A 14,937-nucleotide genomic window follows, 5' to 3' on the forward strand; every position below is an offset into this window, starting at 1 on the left:
TTCAAGGCTTGCGGGTTTCGGGGCGCAGATAGGGTCGGGCCAGGTCTTCAAGGCCTCGTTCCGCGAACGGGTCGGTGCCGGCCACCAGAACGATGTCGCGGTAGTCATCGGGAGCGAATTTCGAAGTGCCGAAGGACCAGGGCAGCTCCGAGCGCGCGGACATGTAGTGGTTGACCAGCGCGCGCCGATAACCGCAGGGGCGGCGGTTGTCGAGACTGCGGTGAAGCGTGAAGCCGTTGAAGAAGACCACCGAGCCAGCCGGCACTTCGGCAGCGATACCGCCTTCGTGCCCTCCGAACTCCGCCTCCCAACCCACCGCCTCCGGCGAGCCATCGAAGCGCGGGTCATCGCAGGGCAGCATCGGCCACAGTCGGCCTTGTGCATGGCTTCCAGGCTTGATCCACAGGCAGCCGTTGGCTATGGTCGCGTCATCCAGCGCAATCCAGACACCGATCAATGAGCGGTCGGTCGTCGGGATGAAGGTCTCGTCCTGATGCCAGGCCTGGCCCGGCTTGCCGGCGTTCTTGACGAACAGCATCGACTGCATGCACTTCACATCCGGGCCAACGAGTTGCGTCAGCACCTTAACGATGGCTGGGTGGCTGAGCATCTCGCGCATCAGTGGCGAGATCTTGTGCGGAAAGTGGATGGCCAGGACGTTCTTCAGAGCGGCCTCGTCGGCGTTGTCACGCTGCACAACGCCATCGACGATGCCACGTTGCCCGCAGGCAATGGCGACCGCCTCGTCACGCAGTGCCTGCACGGTGACATCGCCAACAAGGCCATTGCAAATGACGTACCCGTCGCGCTGATATTGCGCTTGCAAGTTGCTCATGAGCTCAGCTCCACAGGGCTGACGAGCGCCGCCCACGGCGCCAGCTGGAGGCTGCTGCCGCCCATTTGCACGTCGCCCACGACAAGCGCTTCCGAGGTAACCAAGAAGCCTTGATCGAGCTCCACCGTGCGGCTTGTATCCGAGAGATTGAAAGCGAGCAGTACTGCGTCAGCACCTTCGCGACGCAACACCACCAGCACCTGCTCATCCGCCCACAGCGGTTCGAAGCTGCCCTGGCGCAGCGCGGGGTGAGCGCGGCGCAGAGCCAACAGGCGGCGGGTGAAGTTCAGGCATGACGAGTCATCGGCTTCCTGCACATCCACCGCACGCGCCTGATGCGCAGGATCCACCGGCAGCCACGTGCTATCGCTCAAACTGAAGCCGGCATTGGCTACTGCAGACGCCCAGGGCATCGGCGTGCGGCAACCGTCGCGGCCCTTGTCGCGAGGCCAATGGGCCTTGCCGTAGGGGTCTTGCAGTTGGTCGAACGCAATGTCCGACTGCGTCAGCCCCAGCTCCTCTCCCTGGTAGATGAAGATCGTGCCTCTCAAAGCTATCAGCAAGGCCAGCAGCTGTTGGATGCGGCCCTCGTCGCCCTGCGCCCAGCGCGTCGCCACGCGCGGTGCGTCATGGTTGGACATCGCCCAGGACGGCCAGGCCTGCGCGCCTTCCCCCTGCAGCCACGGCGTGACAAGGGCCAGCAGCGCATCGGCCTTGGGCAGTGCGCCCAGCAGCACGAAGGAATAGGCCGTGTGCAGGCGCTGCGTGCCACTCGTGTACTCGATCATGCGTTCGAGGTTGTTGGCCGAGCCGATCTCGGCCACGGTGAAGCGGGCGTCAAATTCATCGGTCAAGGCACGAACCCGCTCCAGGAATGGCAGGTTCTGCGGCTGACAGACATTGAACAAGTGCTGCTGCATGGCAGCGGGGATGTCTCCCCGGCGCTCCGGCGGCTGCGGCGGGTTGTCGCGCAGCTGCGGATCATGGCAGTAGTAGTTGGCCGTATCGAGCCGGAAGCCGTCCACGCCACGTTCCAGCCAGAAGCGGCCCACCGCGAGGATGGCGTCCTGTACTTCGGCGTTGTGGAAGTTCAGATCCGGCATCTGCGGCAGGAAGTTGTGCAGGTAGTACTGCTTGCGGCGCGGCTCCCAGGTCCAGGTCGGGCAGCCCATCCAGCTCTGCCAGTTGCTTGGCGGGCTGCCATCTGGCTTGGCATCGGCCCACACATACCAATCTGCCTTAGGGTTGTCGCGACTCTGTCGACTCTCCTCGAACCAGGGATGCTCAATGGCCGTGTGCGACCACACTTGGTCAATCACGACTTTCAAACTCAGCGCATGGGCTCTGTCGACCAAGGCGTCAAAGTCCTCGAGCGTGCCAAACATCGGATCGACCTCGCGGTAGTCGCTGACGTCATAGCCGAAGTCGCGCATCGGCGAGGCAAAGAAGGGCGAGAGCCAGATGCCGTCCACACCGAGGCTGGCCACATAGTCTAGGCGCTCGGTGATGCCACGCAGGTCGCCGATGCCATCGCCATTGCTGTCGGCAAAGCTGCGCGGGTAGATCTGGTAAAGGGTGGCACCGCGCCACCAATCGGCCTGTCTCATGGCATTTTGTTGATGTGAATCAATGCCAAAGTATCCCGACAAGGCAAGCGGCGATGTGTGCACGAGAGCACCGGATCTGACTGTTTTATGACCGGATTCAAGGCAAAATCCGCCCATGAAAGTGAAACAGGAGCATGTCACCCATTCGGGCCAGACCTTCCGCTTCATCCGGCTGGAGCTTGATGCGTTCCGCGGCGAGCGCCACCGGCATCGGCAGCTGGAGCTGACCTGGATTGAACAGGGGGCTGGGCTGCGCTTTGTGGGCAGCAGCGTCGAAGCCTTTGAGTCCGATGACCTGGTCTTGCTGGGGCCTCATGTGCCCCATGCCTGGGTGAGTGCGGGTGAACGCGCGGGCAAGCCGCATCTGGCGACGGTGCTGCAGTTCAGCCCCGATCTGATTTTTCAGCATGGCTTGCCGGAAATGGGTTCCCTGAGCGGCCTCGTGGCGCTGGCAGGGCAAGGCCTGCAGATCGAGGGCGCCGCGCGCGGGGCTATGCTGGCCGTGTTGCGCGGCATGCCGCAACGCTCAAGCCTCTTGCGACTGGCAGATTTGATTGAGTTGTTGGGACTGCTGCAGGAACATCAGGCGAGCTTGCGGCCGATTCTCGACAACGCTCAGCATGGCTCTGGCGGTATGCAGGCCGATGAGCAGCGCCGCGTGGATCGCGTACTGGACTGGATCCATCAACACATGGATCAATCGCTGACCGTGGAGGCTGCGGCGGCCCTCGTGCACGTGACCCCGGCCGCCTTCAGCCGATTCTTCAGCCGGGAGGTCGGCAAGAGTTTCACCGCATACATCAATGATGTACGTTGCAGCGAGGCCAGCCTGCGCCTGCGTTTGAGTGATAGGCCGGTGGCGGTGATTGCGCGCGAATGCGGCTTCGAAACCATGTCACATTTCAATCGCCAGTTTCGGATACGTACCGGGAGCACGCCGCGCGATTTTCGGATTGGCGACAGCAAGCCTCGCCGTGTGGTCGCCCCTGGCAATGAAGGGGCTCAGCCAGATTGATTCCGAATTCACTATTGCAGCGATGAATCGGGGCGCAGATCCCTTTTTGAGCAAGCGGCGCAGTGATTGAGCATCACTTTCAGTGACTGCTTTAGGGTGCAAGTTTGACGAGTTCATCTGACTGCAATGGGTCGGTTGCGACCTGTCGTCGGCGGGGGGAGCAGCCGTTGGCCGGACCTTGTCGCCAAATCGCTGACCCGGCGGCGCGCCCGCCCCCGTCGAACGTCAAGCTCCGAGGTACAGCGGACAGCCGCTCAAAGGGCTTGCCAACGTCAGGTATCGGCGCCCGCCGACATTCGCTGTCCAAATCCGAACGGCTGCAGACAGCCTATTGCTGAAATTCGACGGACTTCCGCTTCGGGCACATAGCAGCAACTTACAACTGAAGACCGACCAGCTCCTTTGGGCTAAAGCAGTCACCGAAGGCGTATCGCGACCCTCGCTGTCGCAGCCATGAAGACGCGAACCACGCAGCCCCTGTGGCGTCAGCCACAGCGAGCACTTGAGTTTCCTGGCGCGACGTGGGAGTTGCTCCGGCGGCTCACGGTTCCGGTCGCATCAACCTTGTAGCCGCTCGCGCCAACAATCCTCAAGCCTTTAGCGTCAGATCGGCTTCAGCACACGCGTCTCGCCCGTGCGGAAGGAGGCCTTGCGGATGCGTCCGTCCTGCACCTCGTAAATGCACAGCATCTCCACCTGGCCCAGGCCCTCGGGCAAGTTGCGGGTGATCAGTTCGAAGTCCACGACCACCGCCCCCAGCACGGTGCGCGAGATCAGCTGCGCATGGAGATCGGGCTCGGCAAAGCGGACCGCAAAGCGCTCGCGCATTTGCGCATGCCCCTGTGCCAGCCGCTCGCCATGCAGATTGAACTGCTCGGCGTTCTCCGCATAGGTGGCCAGCAGACGTTCGATGTCGCGGGCGTTGTAGGCGTCCAGCTGTTCCTGAACGACGGCAAGCGGTAAGGGTGAATTCATCGTGAGAGTTTCCGGTGGCAGGCCCCCTGGCGGGCGGCGGACTGGGATCAAAATCGGCGGATTGTGCAGGCCCAGGCCCCCTCGCTGACCCTGACACCGGCCTGGTCGTGGATTTGCCATCATTCGCCATCACCTATCCCGGAGCCTCGCCATGATCCATAAAGCCATCGCCACCGTCTTTCTGGCGCTGTTCAGCCTGACGGCTCAGGCCCAGCCTGCGGCCCCGGCCGCAAGTTCGGCCGCTGCTGCGCCCCTGTACGACGCCGCCCTGGCCAAGACTCTGGGCGCCGACGAGCGCGGCATGCGCCCCTATGTGTTGGTGATTCTCAAGAGCGGGCCGAACAAGCTGCCGGCCGGGCCCGAGCGCGACGCCATGTTCAAAGGCCATTTCGCCAATATGAGCCGGCTGGCGGCCGAGGGCAAGCTGGCCGTGGCCGGCCCGCTGGACGGCGTCGACGGCTGGCGCGGCCTGTTTGTCTTTGCCGTGGCCGACCTGGAGGAAGCCCGCACCCTGGCCGCCACCGACCCGGTGCTGATCCAGGGCGAGATGGTGGCCGAGTTCCACAAGTTCTACGGCTCGGCGGCGCTGATGGCCGTGCGCGAGATTCACGACAAGCTGCAGCCGCCCAAGCGCTGAAACACCCCTTTGGCGCTCAGGCTGGCCCGCCGTGGCGCGCCAGCCAGGCATGCACTTCCCCGTACCACTGGCGCGAGTTGGCGGGCTTGAGGATCCAGTGGTTCTCGTCCGGGAACCAGAGCAGGCGCGCATCGACCCCGCGCGCTTTCAAGGTGTTGTAGTAGGCCAAAGCATTGTGCTCGGGCACGCGGTAGTCGAGCGCGCCCTGGGTGATCAGGGTGGGCGTGTCCATGGCTGCGGCGAAGCTGAGCGGGTTCTGTGCCGCCACCTTGGCCGGGTCGGCCCAGTAGGTGGCGCCGAGGTCACGGTGGCGCTGCAAATAGCTGTCGGCGCTCCAGGTGGCGACGCGGTCGAACACGCCGGCGTGGCAGATATAGGCGCGGTAGCGGCCGGCCGGCACATGGCCATTCATCCAGGCCACCATGAAGCCGCCATAACTGCCACCACTGGCGTACAGGCGCCGGCGGTCGGCCCAGGGCTGGGCCAGCAGCCAGTCGCTGCCGGCTTCGATGTCCTGCAGCTCCAGCTCGCCCATGCGGCCCATGATGCTGTGGCGGAACGCGTGGCCAAAGCCGCTGGAGCCGTGGTAGTTCACCATCGCCACAACATGGCCCTGGCTGGCCAGCAGATGCGCATTCCAGCGGTAGCTGAAGGTGTCGCCCGAGGCCGAATAAGGCCCGCCGTGGATGACCTGCAGCAGCGGGTGCTTCTTGCGTGGATTGAAGCCAGGCGGGAAGACCAGCCACATCTGCACCGGCTCACCCAGGGCGCCTTTGATCGTGACTTCCTGAACCCGCCCGAGCTGCATGCCGGCCAACAGCTCGTCATTGAAGGCATCGATGCGTTGCAGCGCCGCACCGCCCGGGGCGAGCGGCCCGGCCAACAGGCGCACCGGGTGCTGCAAGCTGTCGGCCGCCAGCGCCAGCATGGGCTCCGTGGTGCCGGCCGCCGTTTGGCTGGCGATGTCAAAGCCTTGCAGCCAGCCGCCGGTCCAGACCCGCTGCGCGGCCGCTTCGGCCAACGGGCGGCGCCAGAGATGGCAGCGGCCTTGCTGCTGGGCGGCGAAGAAGATGCTGCGGCCATCGGGCGCCCAGCGCAGCGGCGCGCTGGGCTCGATATCGCAGTCCGGCGCCTGCTCGGCTGGCAGCAGCTGCCAGGCCGGAGCGGCGCTGTCCATGGCATCGGCGGCAATCAGGGCCAGGCGAGCGAGTTCGGTGTGTGTGGGTTGGCGCGGGGTCGCCAGCAAGGCCAGACCGCCGCCCTGCGGGGCAAAGCGCGGCGCGCGAAAGCTCCAGGCCGGGTCGTCGAGCAAGGGGCGAATGCGTCGCTCGGCCAGATTCAGCTCGGCCAGGGCATGGCGCTGGCCTGCCTGCTGGACCGCGGCCGGGTCATGTTCGAAGACGATGCGGCGGCCGTCCGGGCTGATGTCGAAACTGTCGGCGTCGCTGCCAGCGCGCGGCAGCTCCAGGCCGCTGCCCTCCATCAGCAGGCGGATCCGGCCGCTGGCCACGTTCAGGCGCAGCAGCTGCAGCACCCGCCCAACCGGCAGGTTTTCATCGAAATGGCGGTACTGGGCCTCACTGGTGGCCAGGCCGCTTTCCAAGCGCGAGGCGAACTCGCGCTGGCGCCGGTTCTGTGCCGCCAAGCCGCGCAGCTCGGGCCAGACCCAGGCCATGAAGACGATGTGGCGGCCGTCAGGCATCCACTTGAAGGCCTCGATGCCGGCAGCGACTTCGCTGATGCGGCGGGCCTCGCCGCCGTCGGCAGCGATCAGATACAGCTGCCGGCTTTCGTCGCGCCGGCCTTGCTGCTCGCGCCGGGCCAGAAAGGCAATCTGGCGGCCATCGGGCGACCAGGCGGGCTGGCTGTCCTTGTCGCCGCACTGCGTCAGCGCGCGTGCGGCCGCAGGGCCCGCGGTGGGCAGCAGCCACAGCTGGCTGAGCCGGCCCCGTCCATCCGGTGAAGGGTCCGGGCGACTCAGGCTGCAGACCACCTGGCTGCCATCGGGTGAAAGGGCCAAGCCGGCCAGCCTGTGCAGCTGGTTCAGCGTTTCGAAATCCATGGGGCGAGCAGAAACCATGGCCTGCAGTCTAGCGAGCAAGCCGGGCTGCTACCCTGCCGCACCAAAGAACTCGCGCCGAGCTGCCGCACGACCGCCCTCCATGCCCAACTCATCTGCCTCCACCGGCTCCGGCGCTGCACGGCTGAGCGCGCCGCTGACCAGCCCGGCCGCCGCACGCCTGCACGACCAGGTGGCCGCCGGCTATCGCTCGGACAGCGGCATCATCGCGCGCAAGAACCGCCAGGTGCTGGAATCGCTGGCCGGGCGATGGCCTGCACAGGCCGCAGCTTCTGATGACCGGCCGCTGCGCATCGCCGACCTCGGCGTCGGCGACGGCGCCTTGCTGGGCCTGTTGCATGAGGGTTTGCGGCGGCCGCTGCAGCTGAGCGGCCTGGACATATCGCCGGCGATGTTGCGCCTGGCCGGCGCACGCGTGCCGATGACGACCGTGCTGGGCCCCGCCGAACAGGCCGCTGCGCTGCTGCCCCAGCACAGCTTCGACCTGCTGCTGAGCCACTACATCCTGGCCTATGTGCCCTTGCCTGCCTTGCTCGAACAGGCCAAGCAGCTGCTGGCACCAGGCGGTGTGCTGTCCCTGGTGAGCTCCACCCATGAGGGTGCCGAGCCCTTGCGCGAACAATACGAGCAGCGCCTGCGAGGCAGCTGGCATCCGCTGAGGCGCTGGCTGGCGCGCGCCATCGAGCAAGCCTTGGCCAGCTCCAGCGTGCCCGAGCGCTTCGAGCTGCTGCAGGCCGAGCTGGAGGCCGCCGGCCTGTGCTTGCTCGAACGCCAGACCTTGCGCGACCCTCTGGTCTTCCGCAGCCGCCAGGAGGCCTTCGACTTCATCGTCACCGAGGGCTGGGGCGCCTCGGTGCTCGGGCATTTCCCGCGCCTGCCCCTGCGCTGCAACCGCGCCTTGGTGGCCGCGGCCCTGGCGCAATGCCAGTACCCCATGAGCTGGGTGCACAGCACCGAGCTGCTGCTGATCGGCCGGGCCCCGGCCGCCTAAGGCGACACCGGGGCCCCTACTTCAACTCAAGCCCCCTGCTCAGGGCAGCGGCGGGCTGTTTTCCACGAAGTACTCGTGGCTGTCGGCGTTGTCCAGGGCCTTGGTCGGGTTGGAAATGGCCAAAGACTTGGCCGCGCTCTGGCCGTAAGCCCAGTCATCGGTGCCCGCCACCACATTGAAGTGCGTCATCTCGTGCACCAGGGTGCCGGCCTTGGAATCGGTGCCGGTCAGTGGCGCGCCCCAGAAGGCATTGCAGACGTAGATCTTGTAGGGCTGGGTCGGGTAGACGTAGGCGTAGTAACTCTGCTTGCAGCTGCAATCCAGGGTCACGGCCTTGTTCTTGAAGGCATCGTTGGTCGCCACGAAGTGCGCCTTGGCGGTGTTCCAGCGCGCCGCGGTGTAGGAACCGAACCAGGTCTTGTAGCGCTGCGTGCCCGAGCCGGCGCCACTTAGATAAGTCTGGGCGGCCTGGGAATAGTTGCTCGCTGCGGCAAATGCGCTGGCCAGGGTGGTCTTTTGCGATGCCGTGCAGTTGCCGGTGTAGCTGATGCTGCTGGCTAGGGACGGGCTCTGCTCCTGCACCGCCTGCGGCGCTTGCGGGCTGCGGCCTTCCAGCCAGAAGTAGCTGGGCGCCGCTTCGCCCAGAGCCGTCAGGCCGCCGGTCTGCTTGCCCAGGCCGATGTACTCGATCGCGTAGCGGCCGTTCTGGCTCAGGTCATAGGTACCGGTCAGCTCGACCTCGAAGTTCTGGGTCTCGCCGGCGGCGATCAAGACATAGTCGGCCTCGGTCAGCGGGCCACGCTTGACGAGGGGGCCGGTGTAGTCGACCGGCACGCCGTCGCGGGTGATGCGAAACAATGCGGCCAGCGGCAGCGGGCCGGGCAGCTGCGAACGCAGGATCTGGCGCGCCTGACGCGAGTTGTTGGTGATGCTGACGGTGACATGCACATCGACATCGCCCTTGAGCACGGGCTGGGCAAAGGACAGGCGCACGTCCAGGCCGCTGCTGGCAGGGGCGGCTTGCGCGCCGCTGGCGACGCTGCAGACCAGGGCGGCCACAGCCCAGGCACTCAAACTCGGGCTGACATTGATTCGCTTCATGTGTTGGTACTCCATGGGGTGGAAAGCTCGCCGCGCCACAGGCGGCAAGGCGTGGGCCACTCTAGGCAGAGCCGGGCTCGGCTCCCAGCTGTCAGCTCTTACAGCTGGGAGCCCTTCATCCGGGAGGCTAGCCATTCGTCGCGTGTCAGCGCCAGTCGTCGCAGGGCCACCGACCCGGCGCGGCAGATTCGACAAGATCCGCCCATCGACACCGCAAACCCAGGGAGACCCCCATGTTCAGAACCGCCAAGACCGCCCTCGCCACCATCACAGCCCTGCTGGCCATGCAGGTCCACGCCGCCGCAACTCCGGCAACTGCGGCCACGCAACAGCGGCAGGACCTGCAGCTGAGCGTACGCGGCGAGGGCCGGCCGGTGCTGATGATCCCGGGCCTGAACAGCGCCGCCAGCGTCTGGGATGAAACCTGCACCCGGCTGCAACCCGGGGTTCGCTGCCTGATGGTGCAGCTGCCCGGCTTTGCCGGCCAGGCGCCGCTGGCCACGCCCGAGGGCTTTCTGGAGCAGATCAAGGGCCAGCTGCAAGCTTTGCTCAAGCAAGAAGCGCCGCAGGGCGCGACCGTGGTCGGCCACAGCCTGGGCGGCGTGCTCGGCCTGATGTTGGCGGCCGACAACGCCGGCGCATCGGTTCGGCAGCTGGTGGTGGTGGACTCCCTGCCTTTTCTGCCCGGCATCCAAAACCCCGCGGCCACGGTCGAGCAGGTCAAGCCCATGGCCGAAGGCATGCGCACCGGCATGCGCAATGCGCCCGCCGAGGGCTTGCGCGCCCAGCTGACGCCCATGATGGCCGGCATGACGCGCGCACCCGAACGCGTCGAAACCCTGGTCCAGTGGGGCCTGGCCAGCGACCGCCCCACCACCGCCCAAGCCATGTACGAGCTCTGGACCACCGACCTGCGCCCGCTCTTGCCACGCATCCAGGTGCCGACCACCGTGCTCGGCTCCTGGGCAGCCTACGAGCGCATGGGCAGCACCCAAGCCAGCACGCGTGCCATCTTCGAGCGCCAGTACGCCGGTCTGCCTGGTCTGGACCTGCAGATGAGCGCGCAGGGCTACCACTTTCTGATGTGGGACGACGCGAGCCTGGTGCTCGGCGCCGTCAAGAAAGCCCTGGCCGCTAACTGAGTGCCTGCGCGGCCAGGCCCAAGAGGGCGCTGGCCGCCAGCACCCGGGGCACACTCCAGCGCCAGCGGAACAAGGCCCAGGCCGCGGCCAGCATCAGCGCCGCCGACAGCGCATCGAAGCGCCCTCCCCAGCCCTGGGGCCAGAGCAGATGCAGGGCAAAGAACAGGGCCAGATTGAGGATGACGCCGACCACGGCCGCCGAGATGGCCGTCAGCGGCGCGGTGAAGCCAAGCCGCCCATGGCTGGCTTCGACCAGGGGGCCGCCCGCCAGGATGAAAACAAAAGAGGGCATAAAGGTGAACCAGGTCACCACGCCGGCCGCCAGGGCAGCGCCGGCGAACAAGGCATCGGGCCCCAGCACCTGGGCACCCCAGCCGCCGACAAAGCCGACAAAAGCCACCACCATGATCAGCGGCCCCGGCGTGGTTTCACCCAGGGCCAGGCCGTCCATCATCTGGGCCGCACTGAGCCATTGCTGCTGCTCGACCGCCCCCTGGTAGACGTAAGGCAGCACCGCATAGGCGCCACCAAACGTCAGCAGCGCTGCCTTGCTGAAGAACCAGCCCATCTGGGTCAGCACCCCCTGTGTGCCGCCCCAGAGCCAGAGCGCCGCCATGCTGAGCAACCACAGGCCCATGCCCAGGCCCAGCACCCGGGCCAGGCCGGCGCGCGAAAAGCGCGCATGGGCCGGCGTGGGCGTGTGGTCGTCAATCACCGCCGGCCCGGCCTGTGCCAGCTGCGCGCCGCCATGGCTGCCGCCCGTGGCAAAAGCCTGCGGCTGCCAACGTCCGCCCAGCCAGCCGGCCAGGGCCGCCGCGGCGATGATCAAGGGGAACGGCAGCTTCAGCGCAAAGATGGCCACAAAGGCCGCCACCGCAATCGCCCACAGCCAGCGATTGCGCAGCACCCGCCCGCCGATGCGATGGGCCGCATGCAGCACCAGGGCGGTGACGGCCGGCTTGATGCCGAAGAACAGCCCGGCCACCAAAGGCTGCTGGCCGTGCACCAGATACAGCCAGGACAAGCCGATCAGCAGCAGCAACGACGGCAGCACGAACAGCGCCCCGGCCATCAAGCCGCCCCAGCTGCGGTGCATCAACCAGCCGATGTAGGTGGCCAGCTGCTGGGCCTCGGGCCCGGGCAGCAGCATGCAGTAGTTGAGCGCATGCAGAAAGCGCCGCTCGCTGATCCAACGCCGGCGCTCGACCAGCTCCTGGTGCATCAGCGCGATCTGGCCGGCCGGCCCGCCAAAGCTCAGGCAGCCCAGCCAGAGCCAGAACTTGAAAGCCGTCCAGCGGCTCGGAGCTGCCGGTGCCGGTGGCAGCGCTTCGCCGCTCATGGCGCCGAGCGCGCCAGCCAGGCCGCCCGGTCCATGTCGTAGACCGAGGTGTCCATGTCGTACCAATGTTCCAGGCCGCGGTAGCTCATGCCCAGCTTTTTCATCACGTGGGCCGAGGCCTGGTTGTCGGGGTGGCAGACGGCGCACAGCAGCGGCGTCTGCAGCTCGTCAAAAGCAAAGCTGGCCATGCGCTGCGCAGCCTCGGAACCCAGGCCCTGGCCCCAACGGTCCTGGCGCAGGCGCCAGCCGATCTCCAGAGGCTGGGCCCGGTCGCGGCCTAGATGCTGGATGCAGCCCGCGCCCACGACCTGACCTGTCGCCAGGTCCAGAAAGCTCCACCAGGAATAGCCCAGCTCGGCCCAGCGCGCCTGCACCCGCTCGATCATGTCCTCGGTCTCTTGGAGAGTCTCGCCGCGCCCGGTGATGTAGCGCATCACCGCCGGGTCGCGGTTCATGTCATGCAAGCCCTCCAGGTGTTCGGGGCTGCAGGGTTCCAGGCGCAGGCGGGCGGTATGAAGAACAGTCATGGTGCGGACAGGAAGCGATGAAGAACGTGGTCCGCAGTCTAGCCAGCCGGGCATGACAGTCCGAGGACACGAGGCTCGATGGGCTCAGGCCGCACTGAACAAGGCCTCGGCCTCGCCGAAACCATAGAAGCGCTCGCCCATGGCCTGCCAACTGCCCGTCTGCAAAGCCTCACGGCCCATATCGCGCAGCAAGCCCATGACGCTGAGCATGGGGCAGACGCCCAGACTGACGCGCTGCGCGCCGGCCGCAAACAAGTCAGCCGCGCCAGGCGCCCCGGGCATGGCCATCAGGCTGAGCGGACCGCCGAGCGCACCGGCGAGTTGGCGAACCAGCTCCAAGTCCAGCAGACCGGGCACGAACACCATGTCCGCGCCGGCCGCCAGATAGGCGCGGCCGCGCGCCAAAGTCAGTGCCAGGCGCTGCTCGATGTCCGCGCCTTCGGCCAGCAAAAAGCTGTCGCAGCGCGCATTGATCCACAGCGGCAAGCCGCTGCGATCGGCCGCCGCCCTGGCGGCCGCCAGGCGCTGGCCTTGCTCGGATGGCGAGTACAGGCCGCTGCCGGCCGGTCCGTGCCGGCGGTCCTCCAAATTGACACCGACCGCACCGGCGGCAATGGCCGCCTCGACCGACAAGGCCACCGCCTCTGGGGCGGCACCGTAGCCGGCCTCGATATCGGCCGTCAGCGGCAGGTGCACGGCGGCGGCGATGGCGCCGACCTGGGCCAGCATGGCTTCGCGGCCCATCAGCTCGGCATCGCCGAGGCCATGGGCATAGGCGATGGCGCCGCTGCTCGTGCCCAGCGCAGCAAAGCCTTCCTGCTCGAACACGCGGGCGCTGGCAATGTCCCAGGCATTGGCGAGCAGCAGGCCGCCCTGGCGGTTCAAGGCGGCAAAGCGCTGGGCGCGTTGAGTTTGTTCTTGGTGATTCATGGCAACTCGATTCATCAGAGCGAAGACAAAGAAGTCGCCATGGTGTCGAGATCAGCGGAGTCCGGCTCGCGCTTTTCGGCCATGAACGTCGGCCGACGTTGTTGTCCGAAAACCGCCAGCCGCGGGCACTGCCCACGCCCGAGAATGGCCCAATGGACCTGCCCCTGGACCCCGACAGCTGCTACCGCGCACTCGCCAGCCGTGATGCGCGCTTTGACGGCCGCTTCTTCATCGCGGTGCGCAGCACCCGCATTTATTGCCGGCCGATCTGCCCGGCGCCCACGGCCAAGCGCGAGAACGTCAGCTTCTACGCCACGGCGGCTGCCGCTCAGGAAACCGGCTACCGCCCTTGCCTGCGCTGCCGGCCCGAGGCCGCGCCCGACTCCGGCGCCTGGCTGGGCGTGGCCAACAGCGGACATTCCCATGCGGTGAGCCGCGCCCTGGGCCTGATCGAGATGGGCGCGCTCGATGAGGCCGGCGTCGAGGCGTTGGCTGGGCGCCTGGGCCTGGGCGAGCGCCAACTGCGCCGCCTGTTCGCCGAGCATGTCGGCGCCTCGCCGCTGGCCGTGGCGCAGACGCGGCGCGTGCTGCTGGCCCAGCAGCTGCTGCGCGAAAGCGCCCTGCCCTTGACCGAGATCGCCTTCGCCTCCGGCTTCGGCAGCATCCGCCGCTTCAACGAGGTTTTCCAGACCCTGTTCAAACGCCCGCCCAGCGAGCTGCGCCACGGGCCCGGTGCCCGGCTGGCGCCGAGCCGCGCCGGCGAGGTCAGCCTGCTGCTGCGCTACCGGCCGCCCTTCGACTGGCCGGCCATGCTGGGCTTTCTGCGGGCGCGCGCCATCCCGGGCATGGAGCAGGTCGATGACGAAGAGGGTGGTCGTTATGCACGCAGCTTTTCCCTGGCTGGCCGGCAGGGGACTTTGAGCGTCAGCCATGCGCCGCAGCAGCAAGCGCTGCAGGTCAGCGTGCGCTGCGAACACCTGGCCGTGCTGCCCCTGGTGATCGCGCGCCTGCGCCGTCAATTCGATCTGGCCGCCGACCCCGAGCTGATCGCCGCCCAGCTGGGCGCCCACGATGGGCTGATGGCGAGCCTGGTGCAGCGCCGCCCGGGTCTGCGCGTGCCCGGCTGCTGGGACGGCTTCGAGCTGGCCCTGCGCGCCGTGCTGGGCCAGCAGATCACGGTCGGCGCCGCCATCCAGCTGGCGACCAAACTGCTGGCCCGCTACGGCGAGCCCCTGCAGAACGTAGCCCCCGAACAGCCGTCTTTGCAGCGCCTGTTCCCTCGGGCTGAGGCCCTGGCCGGCCAGGACCTCAGCCATCTGGGCATGCCACGCAGCCGCGCCGCCACCTTGTCCGGCGTGGCCGCCGCCAGCCTGGCCGACCCGGGCCTGTTCGAACGCCAGGCCAGCCTGGAAGACGCCTTGGCTCGCTGGCGCGCCCTGCCCGGCATCGGCGATTGGACGGCCCAGTACATCGCCCTGCGCCAGCTGCGCGAGCCCGATGCCTTTCCGGCGGCCGATGTCGGCTTGATGCAGGCGATTGAACGGCTGGAGGGGATCCGCCCAGATGGCAAGCAACTGGCCAGCCGGGCGCAGGCCTGGCGACCCTGGCGTGCCTATGCGGCCCAGCATCTGTGGACCGAGCTGGCCGAGCAAATGCCGCGCTGAAAAGCGATTGAATCCTTCGTCAGGCCGGTTCGGACCACCCGAGCTAACCCGCTGTCAAGATTGACAGCTACAAGTCGTTTCCAAGCCATTCAAG

General features: G+C 67.1%; 13 protein-coding genes. 5 read left to right on the forward strand and 8 right to left on the reverse strand.

The features are described from left to right. Window position 1: 1 nt before the first annotated feature. Both ACQY39_RS21540 and ACQY39_RS21545 read right to left on the reverse strand, forming a co-directional pair. Entirely contained in the window at window positions 2–871 is an 870-nt protein-coding gene (locus ACQY39_RS21540; protein ID WP_428509732.1) for a phytanoyl-CoA dioxygenase family protein, read from the reverse strand. Beyond that, a complete protein-coding gene (locus tag ACQY39_RS21545; protein WP_428509734.1) occupies window positions 832–2,442 on the reverse strand; it encodes an alpha-amylase family glycosyl hydrolase in 1,611 nt (536 codons plus the stop codon). The genes ACQY39_RS21540 and ACQY39_RS21545 overlap by 40 nt, the downstream gene beginning before the upstream one ends. 115 nt (window positions 2,443–2,557) lie before the next feature. Between ACQY39_RS21545 and ACQY39_RS21550 the strand changes: the two genes are divergently transcribed. After that, window positions 2,558–3,457: an AraC family transcriptional regulator gene (locus ACQY39_RS21550; protein WP_428509736.1), complete on the forward strand. Its 900-nt coding sequence runs from the start codon at window positions 2,558–2,560 to the stop codon at window positions 3,455–3,457. A 603-nt stretch (window positions 3,458–4,060) separates the two neighbouring features. Here the strand turns inward: ACQY39_RS21550 and ACQY39_RS21555 are convergent. After that, window positions 4,061–4,432: a nuclear transport factor 2 family protein gene (locus ACQY39_RS21555; RefSeq protein ID WP_428509738.1), complete on the reverse strand. Its 372-nt coding sequence runs from the start codon at window positions 4,430–4,432 to the stop codon at window positions 4,061–4,063. 151 nt (window positions 4,433–4,583) lie between these two features. On the opposite strand from ACQY39_RS21555, the gene ACQY39_RS21560 reads away from it, so the two are divergent. Beyond that, window positions 4,584–5,069, forward strand: a complete 486-nt coding sequence (locus tag ACQY39_RS21560) for a YciI family protein (RefSeq protein ID WP_428509740.1) — start codon at window positions 4,584–4,586, stop codon at window positions 5,067–5,069. A gap of 16 nt (window positions 5,070–5,085) precedes the next feature. Here ACQY39_RS21560 and ACQY39_RS21565 read toward each other — a convergent pair whose 3' ends face one another. Further along, window positions 5,086–7,131, reverse strand: coding sequence for a prolyl oligopeptidase family serine peptidase (locus tag ACQY39_RS21565; RefSeq protein ID WP_428509742.1), 2,046 nt, complete (start codon window positions 7,129–7,131; stop codon window positions 5,086–5,088). A 100-nt stretch (window positions 7,132–7,231) separates the two neighbouring features. Between ACQY39_RS21565 and ACQY39_RS21570 the strand changes: the two genes are divergently transcribed. Continuing rightward, window positions 7,232–8,140, forward strand: coding sequence for a class I SAM-dependent methyltransferase (locus tag ACQY39_RS21570; protein ID WP_428509744.1), 909 nt, complete (start codon window positions 7,232–7,234; stop codon window positions 8,138–8,140). A 39-nt stretch (window positions 8,141–8,179) separates the two neighbouring features. Here the strand turns inward: ACQY39_RS21570 and ACQY39_RS21575 are convergent, their stop codons facing one another. Further along, the gene (locus tag ACQY39_RS21575; protein WP_428509746.1) at window positions 8,180–9,241 is read right to left on the reverse strand and encodes a M35 family metallo-endopeptidase; all 1,062 of its coding nucleotides are present in this window, start codon (window positions 9,239–9,241) and stop codon (window positions 8,180–8,182) included. A gap of 233 nt (window positions 9,242–9,474) precedes the next feature. Between ACQY39_RS21575 and ACQY39_RS21580 the strand changes: the two genes are divergently transcribed. Then, entirely contained in the window at window positions 9,475–10,383 is a 909-nt protein-coding gene (locus ACQY39_RS21580) for an alpha/beta fold hydrolase (protein WP_428509748.1), read from the forward strand. Here ACQY39_RS21580 and chrA read toward each other — a convergent pair. The 3 genes from chrA to ACQY39_RS21595 form a co-directional block, all read right to left on the reverse strand. After that, complete coding sequence (chrA, locus tag ACQY39_RS21585; protein WP_428509750.1) at window positions 10,376–11,722, reverse strand: chromate efflux transporter; 1,347 nt, start codon at window positions 11,720–11,722, stop codon at window positions 10,376–10,378. The genes ACQY39_RS21580 and chrA overlap by 8 nt on opposite strands. Then, complete coding sequence (locus ACQY39_RS21590; protein WP_428509752.1) at window positions 11,719–12,249, reverse strand: GNAT family N-acetyltransferase; 531 nt, start codon at window positions 12,247–12,249, stop codon at window positions 11,719–11,721. The genes chrA and ACQY39_RS21590 overlap by 4 nt, the downstream gene beginning before the upstream one ends. A gap of 84 nt (window positions 12,250–12,333) precedes the next feature. Then, window positions 12,334–13,179 carry an isocitrate lyase/PEP mutase family protein gene (locus ACQY39_RS21595; protein WP_428509754.1) on the reverse strand — a complete coding sequence of 282 codons (846 nt, stop codon included), beginning with the start codon at window positions 13,177–13,179 and terminating at the stop codon, window positions 12,334–12,336. 152 nt (window positions 13,180–13,331) lie between these two features. On the opposite strand from ACQY39_RS21595, the gene ACQY39_RS21600 reads away from it, so the two are divergent. Next, window positions 13,332–14,843, forward strand: a complete 1,512-nt coding sequence (locus tag ACQY39_RS21600; RefSeq protein WP_428509756.1) for an AlkA N-terminal domain-containing protein — start codon at window positions 13,332–13,334, stop codon at window positions 14,841–14,843. Window positions 14,844–14,937 lie beyond the last annotated feature (94 nt).

This window comes from Roseateles sp. (assembly GCF_965262435.1).
GTDB lineage: Bacteria > Pseudomonadota > Gammaproteobacteria > Burkholderiales > Burkholderiaceae_C > Paucibacter_A.